15 protein-coding genes are annotated in these 15,480 nt (G+C 59.0%); 8 read left to right on the top strand and 7 right to left on the bottom strand.

Features of this window, described 5'->3' with window-relative positions:
- Window positions 1-152: 152 nt before the first annotated feature.
- On the bottom strand, window positions 153-581 hold the full coding sequence (locus tag AC1DIG_RS29015) for a DUF1801 domain-containing protein (RefSeq protein WP_477770068.1): 429 nt from the start codon (window positions 579-581) through the stop codon (window positions 153-155).
- Window positions 582-930: 349 nt separating this feature from the next.
- Between AC1DIG_RS29015 and ppnN the strand changes: the two genes are divergently transcribed.
- The 3 genes from ppnN to AC1DIG_RS29000 all read left to right on the top strand — a co-directional run bounded on the left by ppnN (window position 931) and on the right by AC1DIG_RS29000 (window position 3,766).
- Window positions 931-2,304, top strand: coding sequence for a nucleotide 5'-monophosphate nucleosidase PpnN (ppnN, locus tag AC1DIG_RS29010; protein ID WP_477770067.1), 1,374 nt, complete (start codon window positions 931-933; stop codon window positions 2,302-2,304).
- Window positions 2,305-2,424: 120 nt separating this feature from the next.
- On the top strand, window positions 2,425-3,159 hold the full coding sequence (locus tag AC1DIG_RS29005; RefSeq protein ID WP_477770066.1) for a substrate-binding periplasmic protein: 735 nt from the start codon (window positions 2,425-2,427) through the stop codon (window positions 3,157-3,159).
- A gap of 46 nt (window positions 3,160-3,205) precedes the next feature.
- Window positions 3,206-3,766, top strand: a complete 561-nt coding sequence (locus AC1DIG_RS29000; protein ID WP_477770065.1) for a histidine phosphatase family protein — start codon at window positions 3,206-3,208, stop codon at window positions 3,764-3,766.
- Between the two features lie 10 nt (window positions 3,767-3,776).
- Here AC1DIG_RS29000 and AC1DIG_RS28995 read toward each other — a convergent pair whose 3' ends face one another.
- The gene (locus tag AC1DIG_RS28995) at window positions 3,777-4,688 is read right to left on the bottom strand and encodes a pyridoxal-phosphate dependent enzyme (RefSeq protein ID WP_477770064.1); all 912 of its coding nucleotides are present in this window, start codon (window positions 4,686-4,688) and stop codon (window positions 3,777-3,779) included.
- Between the two features lie 139 nt (window positions 4,689-4,827).
- Window positions 4,828-5,169: a DUF190 domain-containing protein gene (locus tag AC1DIG_RS28990; RefSeq protein ID WP_103316018.1), complete on the bottom strand. Its 342-nt coding sequence runs from the start codon at window positions 5,167-5,169 to the stop codon at window positions 4,828-4,830.
- Between the two features lie 262 nt (window positions 5,170-5,431).
- Here AC1DIG_RS28990 and AC1DIG_RS28985 point away from each other — a divergent pair, with 262 nt between their 5' ends.
- Entirely contained in the window at window positions 5,432-5,710 is a 279-nt protein-coding gene (locus tag AC1DIG_RS28985; RefSeq protein ID WP_103316019.1) for a DUF3303 domain-containing protein, read from the top strand.
- Between the two features lie 210 nt (window positions 5,711-5,920).
- Here the strand turns inward: AC1DIG_RS28985 and AC1DIG_RS28980 are convergent, their stop codons facing one another.
- Complete coding sequence (locus tag AC1DIG_RS28980) at window positions 5,921-6,709, bottom strand: ABC transporter substrate-binding protein (RefSeq protein WP_477770063.1); 789 nt, start codon at window positions 6,707-6,709, stop codon at window positions 5,921-5,923.
- A gap of 94 nt (window positions 6,710-6,803) precedes the next feature.
- On the bottom strand, window positions 6,804-7,973 hold the full coding sequence (locus AC1DIG_RS28975; protein ID WP_477770062.1) for a M20 aminoacylase family protein: 1,170 nt from the start codon (window positions 7,971-7,973) through the stop codon (window positions 6,804-6,806).
- Window positions 7,974-8,078: 105 nt separating this feature from the next.
- Here AC1DIG_RS28975 and AC1DIG_RS28970 point away from each other — a divergent pair, with 105 nt between their 5' ends.
- A complete protein-coding gene (locus AC1DIG_RS28970; RefSeq protein ID WP_477770069.1) occupies window positions 8,079-9,068 on the top strand; it encodes a LysR family transcriptional regulator in 990 nt (329 codons plus the stop codon).
- A gap of 17 nt (window positions 9,069-9,085) precedes the next feature.
- Here AC1DIG_RS28970 and AC1DIG_RS28965 read toward each other — a convergent pair whose 3' ends face one another.
- On the bottom strand, window positions 9,086-9,796 hold the full coding sequence (locus AC1DIG_RS28965; protein ID WP_477770061.1) for a FadR/GntR family transcriptional regulator: 711 nt from the start codon (window positions 9,794-9,796) through the stop codon (window positions 9,086-9,088).
- Between the two features lie 559 nt (window positions 9,797-10,355).
- On the opposite strand from AC1DIG_RS28965, the gene AC1DIG_RS28960 reads away from it, so the two are divergent.
- Both AC1DIG_RS28960 and gudD read left to right on the top strand, forming a co-directional pair.
- Entirely contained in the window at window positions 10,356-11,714 is a 1,359-nt protein-coding gene (locus tag AC1DIG_RS28960) for an MFS transporter (protein WP_477770060.1), read from the top strand.
- A gap of 38 nt (window positions 11,715-11,752) precedes the next feature.
- Window positions 11,753-13,102, top strand: coding sequence for a glucarate dehydratase (gudD, locus tag AC1DIG_RS28955; protein WP_477770059.1), 1,350 nt, complete (start codon window positions 11,753-11,755; stop codon window positions 13,100-13,102).
- A 46-nt stretch (window positions 13,103-13,148) separates the two neighbouring features.
- Here gudD and AC1DIG_RS28950 read toward each other — a convergent pair whose 3' ends face one another.
- Window positions 13,149-14,147 carry an acyltransferase family protein gene (locus tag AC1DIG_RS28950; RefSeq protein WP_477770058.1) on the bottom strand — a complete coding sequence of 333 codons (999 nt, stop codon included), beginning with the start codon at window positions 14,145-14,147 and terminating at the stop codon, window positions 13,149-13,151.
- A gap of 236 nt (window positions 14,148-14,383) precedes the next feature.
- Here AC1DIG_RS28950 and AC1DIG_RS28945 point away from each other — a divergent pair, with 236 nt between their 5' ends.
- Complete coding sequence (locus AC1DIG_RS28945) at window positions 14,384-15,238, top strand: glycosyltransferase family protein (protein ID WP_477770057.1); 855 nt, start codon at window positions 14,384-14,386, stop codon at window positions 15,236-15,238.
- The last annotated feature ends 242 nt before the right edge of the window (window positions 15,239-15,480 follow it).

The following is a 15,480-nucleotide window of genomic DNA, read 5'->3' as shown; positions in this document are numbered from 1 at the left end:
GGCTGCGTTCGGCTGCGAAGCAGTCGTGAGTCCGGCTGCCATGGTGTACCTGACACACCGCGATTGCTGAATTTACGGCTGCTTCGCAGCCGAACGCAGCCTTCGGCAGCTGCTACAGATCGCATTACGGCTTAAATGAACAGCATTACGCTCTACAGCCGCCTTGGCGCAAGCGCCCGCACCGATGTGTTGAGCGCCACGGCGGCGCGAATGAGCGCCATCAGCGCTTTTTCATCAATCCTGTCGCCTTCGTGGAGATCAATGGCACGCCGGGTGTTGCCTTCGAGACTGGAGTTGAACAGGCCTGAAGGGTCCTCCAGCGAGGCGCCCTTGGCGAAGGTCATCTTCACGACCTGCTTGTACGTCTCACCGGTGCAGATGATTCCGCCGTGCGACCATACCGGAACCCCTCTCCACTTCCATTCCTCGACCACGTCAGGAACGGCCTGCTTGATCAGCGCCCGGACCCGAGCAAGCGTTTCACCGCGCCAATCCCCCAGCTCCTTGACCCTCGCATCTATCAGCTGAGAGGCAGAGCCCTCCTGCTCTCCTTCAATTGCGCCGAGCGTTTCCTTCTTCATGATGGTTGTCGTCCTCTTCAGGGTGGTTGCCGCTCACGAGCCACATGAGTATTGCGCAAAGTCTCGAGACGGCGAACCGGCTCCTCACACCCGCCGTCGCAAAAATCCTCCGCTCTACGCCAAGTCCAGACACCCGCAGGAAAAAACCCAATTGCCCACCCGCCGGGAATCCTGTTTCATGGTCGTCCGGTTCATCATCAAACGAACCATCCGGCGTGTACCGGCCATGATGTTTGCATTCATGCCCGGTCGCCGGAGAAGATGAAAGCAGCACGATCGCTCTGGCACTGACTATCCTGATGCTACTGAGCCTGTCGGGCTCGATAACATCGTTCTCAGGGAATATCGAATGACCGCAAGACAAGTTATCAATGCTTCGGTGAGCCCAAAAGGCAGCCTGGAGACGCTGTCCCAACGCGAAGTTCAGCAACTGAGCGCCGCAGGATCAGGCAGCATCTACTCTCTCTTCCGCCAGTGCGCCCTGGCCATCCTCAATACCGGCGCCCATGTCGACAATGCCAAGACCATTCTGGAAGCCTATCGGGACTTCGAGATTCGCATTCATCAGCAAGATCGCGGTGTCCGCCTGGAGCTGCTCAACGCGCCCGCAGACGCCTTCGTCGATGGCGAAATGATCGCCAGTACCCGCGAGATGCTGTTCAGCGCCCTGCGCGATATCGTCTATACCGAGAACGAGCTGGACAGCCAGCGCATCGACCTGAGCTCGTCCCAAGGCATCAGCGACTACGTCTTCCACCTGCTGCGCAACGCCCGCACCCTGCGTGCCGGCGTGGAGCCGAAGATCGTCGTGTGCTGGGGCGGTCACTCGATCAGCAGCGAAGAATATCAATACACCAAGAAAGTCGGCCACGAACTCGGCCTGCGCAGTCTGGATGTGTGCACCGGCTGCGGGCCTGGGGTGATGAAAGGCCCGATGAAGGGCGCGACCATTTCCCACGCCAAGCAACGGATCACCCACGGTCGCTACCTGGGGCTGACGGAGCCCGGGATTATTGCAGCCGAAGCACCGAACCCGATCGTCAATGAACTGGTGATCCTGCCGGACATCGAGAAGCGCCTGGAAGCTTTCGTCCGCGTCGGCCACGGCATTATCATTTTCCCGGGCGGCGCCGGTACTGCCGAAGAGTTCCTCTACCTGCTCGGGATCCTGATGCACCCGGACAACCGCGACCTGCCCTTCCCGGTGATCCTGACCGGGCCGATGAGCGCGGAGCCGTATTTGCAGCAACTGCACGCGTTCGTCGGCGCCACACTGGGCAAAGACGCGCAGAGTCACTACGAGATCATCATCGACGACCCGGCCCAGGTGGCCCGGCAAATGACTAAAGGGCTCAAGGACGTCAAGCAGTTCCGCCGCGAGCGCAACGATGCGTTCCATTTCAACTGGCTGCTGAAGATCGACGAAGGCTTCCAGCGTCCGTTCGATCCAACCCACGAAAACATGGCCAGTCTGCAACTGCGCCACGACCTGCCGCCCCACGAGCTGGCGGCAAACCTGCGCCGGGCGTTTTCCGGCATCGTTGCCGGCAACGTCAAGGACAAGGGCATCCGCCTGATCGAGAAGCATGGTCCTTACAAGATCCACGGCGACGCAGCGGTCATGCAACCGCTGGACAAACTGCTAAAAGCGTTTGTCGCGCAACACCGGATGAAACTGCCCGGTGGCGCAGAGTATGTGCCCTGCTATCAGGTCATCAGCTAAAAACCCCCTCGCGTCGACAGGCTCGGAACCGTGCGGTTCCGGGCCTTGTGCGATTCCACCCGAGACAGCCGCAACACGCTCGTACTAAGCTGCGCACTTCAATAGATTGAAGTCCGGTTCATGAAGCTGATCGTCGGTTGCCTGCTGTCGTTGCTCACCTTTTCTGCTGTCGCGACCGACCTGCGGATGCTCACCGATAACCATCCTCCTCTGCACTATCAGCAAGGCAACGAATTGGTGGGTTTCGGCGTGGATGTGGTTCGCGCGTTGGCCAAGCAAACCGGTGATCAGGTACACATGGAACAGTTGCCCCTGTTACGCGCCTTGCACGTCGCCGCGACTGAGCCGCAAACCGCAGTATTTACGGTGTTGCGCACTGCCGAACGCAACCCTCACTACCAATGGGTCGGCCCGTTGATGGACGCGGAAACGGCGCTGTATGCAGGCGATACCAACACGCATTCCGTGCACAATTTGCAGGACGCCGCCAGCTTGGGCCGGATCACTGTTCCACGAAAATGGCTGGCCTACAGTTACCTGCAACAACTAGGATTGCGCAACCTGTACGGTGTGGAAACGCCAGAGCAAATGATGAAGCTTTTGAGTTTGGGGCGCACGGATCTGGTGGTGGCCGATACACTCACCATCGCCACACTGGCCAAGGAAGTCGGATTGAAACCCAGCCAGTTGCACTATCAAATGCCCTTGATGAAACAAGGCACCTACATCGCCTTCTCTCCGCAAACCGATGCAGGTCTGGTCAAGCGCTGGCAACAAGCCCTCGATGACATGCGCCGCGACGGTCGCCTGCAACAACTGAAGCAGCAATGGCAGATTGATCACCCAACCTTGTAAGTCATTGCAGCGTCTTCGTATCCCAACACAGCCAGAGTGATTTCCAGTGCAGACCACCCGTTTGACCCTGATCTGTCACGCCCGGACAGCGGCCCAGAAACTGGCACGCTTTGCCGAGGATGAATCGGTGGAAATGGACTGGCAGAACGAAAAGGGTTCATTGGCCAAACGTTTCAAACGAGCGCCACGCCTGCTCAGTGCACCGGAAGCCCGGACCCGAGAGACCGCCGCGTTGTTTGGCGCGGACATGGAAATTGTCCCGGCCCTGCGCGATTGTGATTTGGGTCGCTGGAAGGGGTTGCGGATCGATGACCTGCAACAAGACGAACCCGAGGCGCTGCATGCCTGGCTGAGTGACAGCACCCATGCTGCGCATGGCGGTGAATCGGTGGCCCAGCTCTGCGAGCGGATCGCAGCGTGGCTGGAGACCCTGGTCAGCCAACCCGGGCACCTCCTTGCGGTCACTCACCCGTTCGTGATTCGGGCCGCGTTGATGCACGTGATGCAATGCCCGCTGCCAATGTTCAACGCAATCGACGTCGAACCGCTGGCCGCCGTCGAACTACGCTACAACGGCCGCTGGCGACTGCGCCTGACGCCAGCCTGACCTCATGACGTCAAAGGTTCTGCCAACCGGCAACCTTCTGCGCACTGACGCTGATCCCGCCACACACGACAATCACCACATCATGGGCACCGGCAATCGCCGGGTGATCCAGATACGCGACGGCCAGCGAGACACCGCACGCCGGCTCCACCAGTTGACGCAGGTCATCGGCATAACGGACGACGCCCATGATGGCCTCGGCATCCGTCAGCACGACACACGTGTGCGCAAAGTGCTGGATGTGCTCAACCGGCCATTGCGCAACTTGCAGCGCCCCGAGTGAGCTGGCAATGCTGCTGATTTCGGAGAGTTTGACCGGATGCCCGGCCTTGACCGCGGCATCGAATGACGCTGCGCCCTCGGTTTCGCAGGCGATGATCCGGCAATCCAGCCGGGCGTGGCGTTCCAGTCCGGTGAGGATCCCGGCCAGCAAACCACCGCCGCCCACCGACGCCACTACCGTGTCGACCTGAGGGCAGTCCTGCAGAATTTCATCGATCATCGTGCTGTGCCCTTCCCACAGCGTCGGGTGGTCGAACGCCGGCACGTATTCGGTATCAGGCGCCTTGGCGAGTTCCAGCGCCAATTGGTTGGCCTCGTCCCACACCTGACCGTGCACGATAACTTGTGCCCCGGTTTTGGCGATTCGCGCCCGGGTGCTTTCCGGGGTGGTGTGCGGCACGATGATGCTCGCTTCCAGCCCCAACGCCGCGGCGGCCACTGCCGTCGCATAGCCGGCATTGCCGCCGGACGGACAGACCACTTTCTTCATCCCCTGCTCGGCCGCTCGGGTACAGAGCAGACCCATGCCGCGCAGCTTGAATGAACCGCTGGGTTGCAGGTTTTCCAGCTTGAGCCAGATGCGCCGGCTTGGCGTCGAGAGCCCCGGATGGAGTATCAACGGTGTTCTGATATGCAGCATCACGGGCATCCTGATCAAAAAAACGGATAAATAGAAGGCTGGTACCGGTGCTGGCAAAGGCACATTCGACGAATGCCCCCAGGACCGGGCTATACCGCTGAGTTTAGACGTCGGCGCCTTCCTGGCTCGGCCAACACTATCAAACCTGGTGGCCGGACGGCTCGGCCCTTTTGCCCACGATTCCGAATTCAACCGGCGCCTTGATGTAAAACAAGGCAATGTCTTCGGCCTCGAGCCGCTCGAACAGGCGAGTGCACTCCTCCTCGGTAATCGCCAGGCGGATCTCGGCGGGCTGATCGCCCATCTCGAAGAAATGCGCGGAATGCAGTTTCCCGGAATGCCCGAAGCCTTCGATACCGGTTGCCAGAGTGGCCCCGTGCAGGCCCATTTCTTTCGCCAGATCGATGAGCCAGTCACCGAGCATTTTTCCGTGATGACGCCGGTTTTGCTGAGTAAAGAAAATCACCAGAAAACCTTGCATGACGGATCTCCTCTTCAATGGCCTCAATGACTCAACATAAACCTGCCTTGCCGAATATTGAAGTGCCCGGGATTTGTTGCTGAGGCACTAAAGAAGATCAGCGGTCATACGCCGCATTCAGCAGGCTGCTATGCCTTCTCATGGGAGCTGTCGATCAAGTCAGCCGAGGGAGGCGCTGAAAACAGATGCGTGGCCAGGGTCGCGGCACCTACCTTGTGCGCGCAGAGAAAAACCGGTGCCAGCCCCTGACAGGAGGTGGCAGATGCTCTACATCGTCAGTTGGTCAATCACTCCGGAACGCCGTAATAGCGCGATCGAACGTTTTCTCAAGACAGGCGGAGCCCCACCCGCAGGCGTCAAGATGCTGGGACGCTGGCATGCCGTAGGACGCATGACCGGTTTTGGTGTTGCAGAGGCCAGTGATGTCACACTGATACAGAAATGGGTGCTCGAATGGAGCGACCTGCTGGCCATGGAGATTCATCCTGCGTTGACAGATGAACAGGCCGCGCCGCTGCTGGCGGCGGCGCTTGGCAAGTAACCGTCAGTATTCTGGCAAGCGAAGCAAATCCTGTGTGGGAGCGAGCTTGCTCGCGATGACGGCTTTACATTCAGCATCCATGTTGACTGTCACACCGCTATCGCGAGCAAGCTCGCTCCCACATTGGGTCTTTGCTGTTTCGAACCAGGTGTTCGCTTAACTGACTGGCATTAGTCCAGGCGACTTCTCTATTCAACGTATCAGCGGGTTTTACTTCGCGCCGTAGATGTCGAAGTCGAAGTACTTTTTGTTGATCTTTGCGTACGTGCCGTTGGCAAGAATCGTCGCCAGGGCCTTGTTCAGGTCTTCGCGCAGTTCAACGTCACTCTTGCGCACGCCGATACCGTCACCAACACCGAAGAACTCCGGGTTGTCCAGGGTGCCGCCGGCAAACTCGTAGTCCTTGCCCACCGGTTTATCCAGAAACCCGTAGCTGGCCTGAATCGAGCCCTGCAACGACGCATCGAGGCGCCCGACCACGAGATCGGCGTAGACCTGATCCTGATTCTGATAAGAAAGAATCTCTACCCCCTGCTTGCCCCAGACGGCTTTCGCAAAAGCCTCCTGGGTCGAGCCCTGCTCCACGCCAATGCGCTTGCCTTTGAGCGACTCAACGGTCGGCTGCAGGTCCGATCCGCGCTTGATGACCAAGCGTGCCGGCGCGTTGGATACCTTGTCGCTAAACGCAATCTGCTCCTGACGCTTGGGGGTGACGGTCATCGACGACGCGATAGCGTCGAACTTGCGCGCCAGCAGCCCTGGAATCATCCCGTCCCAGCTGCTTTCAACCCAGACGCATTTAGCGTGCAACTCTGCACACAGTGCGTCGGCGATGTCGACGCCAAAACCGGTCAGCGTGCCATCCTGGTTTTTGTATTCCAGCGGTGGGTACGTCGGGTCAATACCCAGTCTCAACACTTTGCCGGACCAGTCGGCCGCACCGGCCAGGTCGGATGCCGTCAAGAAAACCAGTGAAACCGCCGCGATCATCTTATTCATTGTTATTGTCCTCCAGGGGTTCGCCGAGTCGGGTTACCGACCGTTTTTTACAACCGTGATACTCAAAAACATTGATGTTCAAAAGCGGCGCGACTCAACGCAGAAACCCCTCGGCCAACTTTACCCAATAGCTCGCGCCGATTGGCAGGCAGGCATCATTGAAGTCGTAACCGGGATTGTGCAGCAAACAGCTGCCCTCGCCCTGGCCATTGCCGATCACCAGATAGCTGCCGGGGCATTGTTCCAGGATGAACGCGAAATCCTCGCTGGCGGTGAAGGGCCGCAGGTCTTCGATCAGTTGCCCTTCTCCCAGCCACTCCCGTGCGACCTGACGGGCGAACGCGGTTTGCTCCGGATCGTTGATCAGCACCGGGTGGCAACGGTAATAATCGATCTCGGCCCGCGCGCCGAAACTCGCCGCCTGGCCGTTGACCAGATCGGTAATTCTGCGTTCGAGCAACTGGCGAACCTCAGGCGTCAAGGCCCGTACGCTCAGGATCATTTCAGCGGATGCGGGAATCACATTCGAAACGTTCCCGGCATGAATCGAACCGACCGTGATGATTGCCGTTTCCTGCGGATTGACGTTGCGCGAGACGATGCTTTGCAGGGCGATCACGATCGATGCGCAGACCACCACCGGGTCGACCGCCTTGTGCGGCACCGCGCCATGGCCACCGGTGCCGATGATTTTGATCGTGACGGTATCGGCAGAAGCCATGAACGGCCCGCTGTAAAACCCCAACTGCCCGGTGGGATAGCCCGGAATGTTGTGCATGGCAAAAATCGCATCACACGGGAAGCGTTCGAACAGCCCGTCCTCGAGCATCTTCTTCGCACCGCCCAGCCCTTCTTCGGCCGGCTGGAACACCAGGTTCAGCGTGCCATTGAATTCCCGCGTTTGCGCCAGGTATTTGGCCGCCGCGAGCAAGGTTGCGGTATGACCGTCGTGGCCGCAGGCATGCATCACGCCGTCGATCCGGCTGGCATAAGGCAACCCGGTGGCTTCCTGAATCGGCAGCGCATCCATGTCTGCGCGCAGCCCGAGGGAGCGGCCCTCGCCATTTTTCAGGGTTCCGACCACGCCGGTCTTGCCCACGCCGGTGCTGACGTCATACCCCCACTGCGTCAAACACTGCGCCACCAGCTCACTGGTGCTGAACTCTTCAAACCCAAGCTCCGGGTGCGCGTGAATTCGCTGACGCAGGGTGATCATTTCATCCTGCAGCGCAGCGATTCCTGGCAGGACGTGGCCAGCATTCATGGGTGTGCTCCTCGATAAGAATATTCAGCTGCCGGCGATTCAACCCAGGCGCTGTTGGGTCGATCTTAGGGAATGGGCCGTAGGCTGAGGAGGCTCAGTTTGGTTATGATGACAACCAACAGTTGTCGCCCAGGTGAGCAGATGAAACTGCATCAATTACAAGCCCTGATTGCCAGCGCCGAGACCGGCAGCATCCGCGCCGCTGCGCGTTCGCTGGACATGTCCCAGGCCGCAGTGACCAAAGCCCTGCGCGAGCTGGAAACCGAACAACAGTTGCCGCTGTTCGTCAGAACCCCCAGCGGCCTGAACTTCACCGAGTTCGGCAAGGTGCTGCTGACGCACGCCCGGCTGGTGCTCAAGCAACTGGAGCATGCGCAGACCGAACTCGATCACCTGCGCGGCAAGGCCCAGGGGCGCCTCTGCGTCGGGGTCACGCCCTGGGTCGCGCTGACCTTCCTGCCCGAAGTGGTTTTGGCTTTTCGGGCTCGCATGCCGGAGATTCATCTGGAGTTGTTCGAAAGCCTGATGGCGGTGGCCCAGCCGCTGCTGCGCGATGGCAGCATGGATTTCGCCATCGGCCAGCTTAATCCGGCACAAGCGACCGCGGAATTTGCCTGCGAAACCCTGCTCGAATACCAGACGTCGGTGCTGGTTCGCCAGGGTCATCCGCGACAGAACGCCCGGTCGATTCACGAGCTGCTGGACCAGGACTGGACCCTCAACTACGCGCCAGACGGCCACGATGCGCTGATGCAGGAGCTGTTCTGGAGGCACAACGCGCAGATCGACGAAAAGCGCATCGTGCGCGCCCATTCACTGGCGATCCTGCAAATGATGCTGGAACGGGCCGATATGTGTACCTGGGGCCCGACCATCCTCAGCACCGCCTCGCCCTTCCTCGGCCGATTGGTGTCTGTGAACCTGAGCGAGCAGTTCGAACCGAGACAACTGAGCATCGTCACTCGCCGCAACGGCTCGCTGAGCAATCCGGCGCTTTGCTTCACTGATTGCCTGCTACAGGTGATTCGGCGCCATGCACGTTCGGCGAAGAAGGAAGACCGGCAGCTGTTTGAAACGCTGCGGTTGTTGGTGTGAGGTGACGCAGCGCCGCGTCATTCAACCGCCATACGCTCCAGGCTATTGCTTAAATGCAGCAGCATGGCCGCTCTGGCCGCGTCGGGGTCCTGCCGGCGAATCGCATTGAAGATCGCTTCGTGCTCCAGATTGGCGGATTGACCCAGCTTCATCAGGTCGGTGTCACCCCGCTCCTGCGCGTTGATCCGCGTGCGAGGTATGACCGAGTTACCGAGGTGATAGATGATGTCGGTGAAGTACGTATTCCCGGTGGCCTCCGCAATCAACCGGTGAAAACGCACGTCAGGCTCAACGCTGCTGTCGTTATTGGCCAGCGAATTCTGATAGTCGTCCAGCGCCTGACGCATCCGGACGAGCTGATCTTCGGTTCGACGCTTCGCTGCCAGGGCGGCGGCTTGCGTCTCCAGCCCCATGCGAAGTTCAAGAATCCCCCGCACGCTGATGGCGGTGTCGCTGCTCAGGCGAAAACCCTGATGCGAGTCACGCTCCAGGGCGAACGTTCCCACACCATGCCGGGTTTCAACCAGACCGGACGCCTGCAACTTGGAAATGGCCTCGCGAACCACCGTACGACTGACGCCGTGCTCACGAACAATCGTGGATTCGGAGGGCAGTTTTTCACCGGGCGCGATCTGGCCAAGAAGAATACGTTGAGTCAGCTCGGCGACAATATCGTGTGCCAGGCCAGGCGCACGCTTGCGGCCTGAACCGTTGGATTCGTTTTGCATGTGGTCCGACCCGTTCAAGTGAGGCTCCAGAATACTACTACCGTCGATCAATGGACTGCCCTTGCCTCAATGTCGGCCAATCAAGAGATGTCAGGTTCGGCACATTCCTGTAGCAGCTGGCGAAGCCTGCGTTCGGCTGCGCAGCAGTCGTAAATCCTGCCTCCACGATTAACCTGAAAAAACGTGGTGTCTGATTTCACGACTGCTTCGCAGCCGAACGCAGGCTTCGCCAGCTGCTACAGGAGATGTGTTGATTTCGCGCTTCAACATGTCAGACAACATAGCTGTTTCAGCGATTTTATTCGACGGCCTCGTTTGCATGACGAGCGAAATGCTCATCTTGAAAACTGAAACCCCGAGTAAAAATCGGGCCTAGACCGCCTAAAACCCCTCAAATACATCCATTTAAATCTTACAAATCCTATTTTTATAGCCATTTGGTCGCATGACTCGTATTGCGACTCAAAAATCTCACTTGTATGATGACTGGTAACTTAAGTCGCAAAACAATGCTGCAGCACCACACCCGCATAACAATAATCAGTGGGAGTCATGAACCGTGAGCAACTCAAGCGCCGCACCTGCCGTCTCGCCGGACAATCCTGTCCTGACGCGCGCCATTTCGAAAGTGAAGAGCCATGTGCTCCCGCTCTTCGTCATCATGTTCATCGTCAATTACATCGACCGCGTCAACATTGGCTTCGTCCGCACCCACATGGAACACGACCTGGGCATCGGTGCCGCGGCTTACGGGCTCGGTGCAGGCCTGTTCTTCATTGGTTATGCGCTGTTCGAAGTGCCTTCGAACATGCTGCTGCAAAAAGTCGGGGCGCGTATCTGGCTGACCCGGATCATGTTCACCTGGGGCATTACCGCCACGCTGATGGCCTTCATCCAGAACGAAACCCACTTCTATGTCTTGCGCTTTCTGCTGGGCGTGGCGGAAGCCGGGTTCTTCCCGGGCGTCATCTACTACTTCACTCGCTGGTTACCCGGCGTCGAGCGCGGTAAAGCCATCGCGATCTTCCTCAGCGGCTCGGCATTCGCCTCGCTGATCTCGGGCCCGCTGTCCGGCATGCTGCTGCAAATCAACGGCCTGGGCATGCATGGCTGGCAGTGGATGTACATCGTCGAAGGCATGGCGTCGGTGTTCCTGTGCTTCTTTGTCTGGTTCTGGCTGGACTCCAAACCGCATGACGCCAAGTGGCTGAGCCGCGAAGAGCAGGATGCGCTCGTTGGCGAAATCGATCGCGAACAACGTGAGCGCGACGCCGCCCACACCGTCAAGCCGACCTTGGGCAAGTTGCTCAAGGACCGTCAGATCATGCTGTTTTGCGCGCTCTATTTCTGCATTCAGCTGACGATCTATGCCGCGACCTTCTGGCTACCCAGCATCATCAAAAAGATGGGCGACCTGAGCGATGTTCAGGTGGGTTTCTACAACTCGATTCCCTGGCTGATTTCGATTGTCGCCATGTATGCCTTCGCCGCACTGTCGGGCAAGTTCAAGTTCCAGCAGGCCTGGGTCGCCGCTGCGCTCTTGATCGCCGCCACGGGCATGTTCCTGTCCACCACGGGTGGACCGATCTTCGCGTTTATCGCCATCTGCTTTGCAGCAATCGGCTTCAAGTCAGCCTCTTCGCTGTTCTGGCCGATTCCCCAGGGCTACCTCGATGCCCGAATCGCCGCCGCCGTCATCGCCTTGATCAACTCCATCGGCAACCTCGGCGGGTTCGTCGCCCCGACGACCTTCGGCTTCCTGGAACAAACCACCGGTTCCATTCAGGGCGGTCTGTATGGCCTGGCAGGCACCTCGATCATTGCCGCGCTGCTGGTGTTTTTCGCCAAGACCAAACCCACGGTAACGGACACCGCCAACACGGACATTCACCAACCCGTGCTCGGTAAATCGCACTGACCGGCGATTGGCTCGAACTGACAAGACAGGAACTGAACATGAACACTGAACACCTGCACTACACCGGCAAAGCTCCGCTGATCACCAGCCTTCAGGTCATCCCTGTTGCCGGCCATGACAGCATGCTGATGAACCTCAGCGGCGCCCATGGCCCGTTTTTCACCCGCAATATCGTCATTCTCAAGGACAGCTCCGGCAACGTCGGTGTCGGTGAAGTCCCCGGCGGCGAGCGCATACGTGAAACGCTGGAAGACGCTCGCAGCCTGGTGGTCGGGCAACCGATCGGCAACTACCAAAGCATCCTCAACGCCATGCGCAGCGCTTTCGCCGCCCGCGACGCCGCCGGCCGAGGCCTGCAAACCTTTGACTTGCGCATCACCATTCATGCCGTGACCGCCATGGAGGCGGCCCTGCTGGATTTACTCGGTCAGTTCCTCGAAGTCCCGGTGGCGGCCTTGCTCGGTGAAGGCCAGCAACGCGATGCGGTGAAGATGCTCGGCTATCTGTTCTACATTGGCGACCGTCACCAGACCGATCTGGCGTACCGCAGCGAACCCGACGCGGATGACTGGTTCCGCTTGCGTCACGAACAGGCGATGACGCCTGAAGCCATCGTGCGCCTGGCCGAGGCCGCCAAGGCCAAATACGGTTTCAACGACTTCAAGCTCAAGGGCGGTGTGTTGCGCGGCGAGGAGGAAATCCAGGCCGTCACTGCCTTGGCCGAACGCTTCCCGGATGCGCGCATCACCCTTGATCCGAATGGCGCTTGGTCGCTTAAAGAAGCCATCCGTTTGTGCCGCGATCAGCATCACGTTCTCGCTTACGCCGAAGACCCATGCGGCGCAGAAAACGGTTACTCGGGCCGTGAAGTCATGGCTGAATTCCGTCGCGCCACGGGTTTGAAAACCGCAACCAACATGATCGCTACCGACTGGCGCGAAATGGGCCATGCCATCCAGCTGCAATCGGTGGACATTCCATTGGCCGATCCGCACTTCTGGACCATGCAAGGCTCAGTGCGCGTGGCGCAGATGTGTCATGAGTGGGGGTTGACCTGGGGCTCGCATTCCAACAACCACTTCGACATTTCACTGGCGATGTTCACCCAGGTCGCGGCGGCTGCCCCCGGCGATATCACTGCAATCGACACCCACTGGATCTGGCAGGACGGGCAACGCCTGACCAAGCAGCCGCTGCAAATCGTCGACGGTCACATCAAGGTTCCAGCCAGACCCGGCCTGGGCGTCGACATCGACATGGACGCGGTCGCCAAGGCTCACGAACTCTACAAAGGCATGGGCCTCGGCGCGCGCGACGACAGCGTGGCGATGCAGTTCATGATTCCGGGCTGGAAGTTCGATAACAAGAAACCCTGCCTGGTGCGCTGAGTTTCGGCGGCTACGCAGGCGGAGTGTTCTCCAGCCACCATACGCACTAAGCCGCCGCTTTGCGGCTCTGCGATTGACCCACGCCATACCTCACGCCGGCTCGAAGCGCATGACGAAGCTTCAGAGCCGGCTGCTCAACGTAGTAGTACGAAACGCCGCTCAACAGGAACGACAGGGTCAGCACGGTTGCAACGATGGGTCCATCGTAGGCGACTGGCCAAAACGCGCGCAGGAAGTACATCACCACAAAGTGATTCAGGAACACGCCGTAGCTGATGTTCCCGAGGAATTCGTCAACCCGGTGAAACCTGAGCTTTGTCAGCAGGTACACAGCAGGCATACCCAACGCTATGCCGGCGGTCACCTCCGCATTGAATGGCCGGCGCTCTATCAATCCCGCCATGATGGCCGCAAATATCAAGGCCGCCGCCAGGGCGGTGCCGGCAGCGATCGTTAGCCCCTTCGCCTGTGCTTTGTACAGGTAGCTGCCGCACAGGAACATGAACAGGACGCCCGGCAATAGCCGATAGCCGTACAGGTCGGCGTTGATGTAGCCAAGACACGCGGCCATGAAAACAGCAACAGACAGGACAAACGCAACGCCCCGAGCCTTGAAGATAATCAGGAAAGGGATCACCAGGTAAAAACACATCTCAAGCCCTAGCGACCAGGCCGGCGGCAAGATCTCCGATCCGGCAACCCCGAACATGTAAAAGCCAAGGGGTACGATAGGTAGACTCACGGCGATGTTCCTGAGCGTCAACTCAGAGGCTTGAGGCGTGCCGGGCAGGAGGAAATAGATCACCGCGCAGGAGATAAAGAAGTAGAACAGGAACTGGGGGTAGAGCCTCAAGGCCCTGTCCATGTAGAACAGGCCGATTTTCTCCGGCGCCTTGTAGTTGCGCTCAATCAGCGAGGTCATCACGAAACCGCTGATAATCAGGAAGGAAATCACGGCAACCACGCCGGGGTTTAGCCCCGCGAACGTCTTGCCCATATGAGAAACGGCCACCAGAACGGCCAACAGCAGACGATAAACTCCCACTCAACCCCCTAAGCGTCCTTGTAATTATGGCGCGTAAGCTACGATGCTTTACGCTCGGGGAACAGGCTTTTTTCGCGGTGCCTGAACTTTCTCCCCGCCTCCCCCGCCTCCCTGCGCGTCGTGATCAGAAACAACCCTGTCAAAAAATTTATCCATGTGGGAACAGGCCGAAAGTTTGACCTCTCTAGGATGAGCGCACGCCTGAAGTTCAGGCAGCATTCGAGGCTAAATAACCTATGACGCGCCCACTTTCGACCCCGGCCAACTACAGCATTGTGTTGGTCAACTACAAATCGCTTGAACTGACCAGAACCTGCCTGCAACTGCTGCGCAAGCATGTGCAAGAGGCTGGCGTGCCGGTGTTTGTGGTGGACAACTATTCGAACGACGCGAGCAGCGAATACCTGCGCACGCTCGACTGGATCAACCTGATCGAACGCAAAAGCAACGGCCCTGAAGCCGGGAGTTTTGCTCATGGCCGGGCCTTGGACCTTGCCCTGGAGCAGGTTGAAACCGAGTACCTGTTTTTGTTGCACACCGACACGTTCATTTACGACCCGACTGTGTTCAGCCTGATGCTCAGCCAGTGCACTGGCCCACAAGAAGTGGCGGCGGTCGGCTGCCTGGAACAGCTCAACCGAGGTGTGGCCCGAACGGCCTGGCGCCTGACATCACGGTTTTTCAAGCACTACACCCGGCGTAGCTTGCTGGCCCTGGGGTTGAATGCTCGGGCACCGAAACCGTTCAGGGAGGTTTACCTGAAAAGCTTCTGTACCCTGTGGAATGTGCGACTGGTTAAACAGCACGGCCTGCGCTTTCAAATGGATGGGCGCAATCCCGGTTACGAACTGCAAGACCGGATGGCTGCGCTGAACTACAAGATCGGCTTCATTTCGCCACGCACGATATTCCGCTACCTGGACCATATTCAAAGCGGGACGGTTTCAGCGATGGGCGGATATGCGCATAGCCACCGCAGGGTCAAGGTGTACAACCAGTTGACCGGACAGCGAGCATTCAAGGCTGATGCATTGCAGACAAATGGCTACGTGGGATCGTTCAAGCAAGCGCGGTCTCCCGCTGTTGTTTGATGCCTGCTTCCAAAAGATCGCAGCCTTCGGCAGTTCCTACAGAAATCGAACTCGCCTTCACCACTCAACAGGCCGAGCGTTAGCTCGCCTGCCGCTGTTGATCTTGATCCACCCGCCCCTATCGGGAGGCCGAGTGGAGGTGTTCATCAGGGGGTGGGCGCGCAGCGCCGTACGGCGCAGCCGGACACATCGAGAGGAGGTCGTCGCGCAGCAGACCGTAGGCGATGCCCCCTGATGGACAC

This window comes from Pseudomonas sp. 05N431, assembly GCF_056397005.1.
This window is presented reverse-complemented; position numbering and strand designations above follow the sequence as displayed.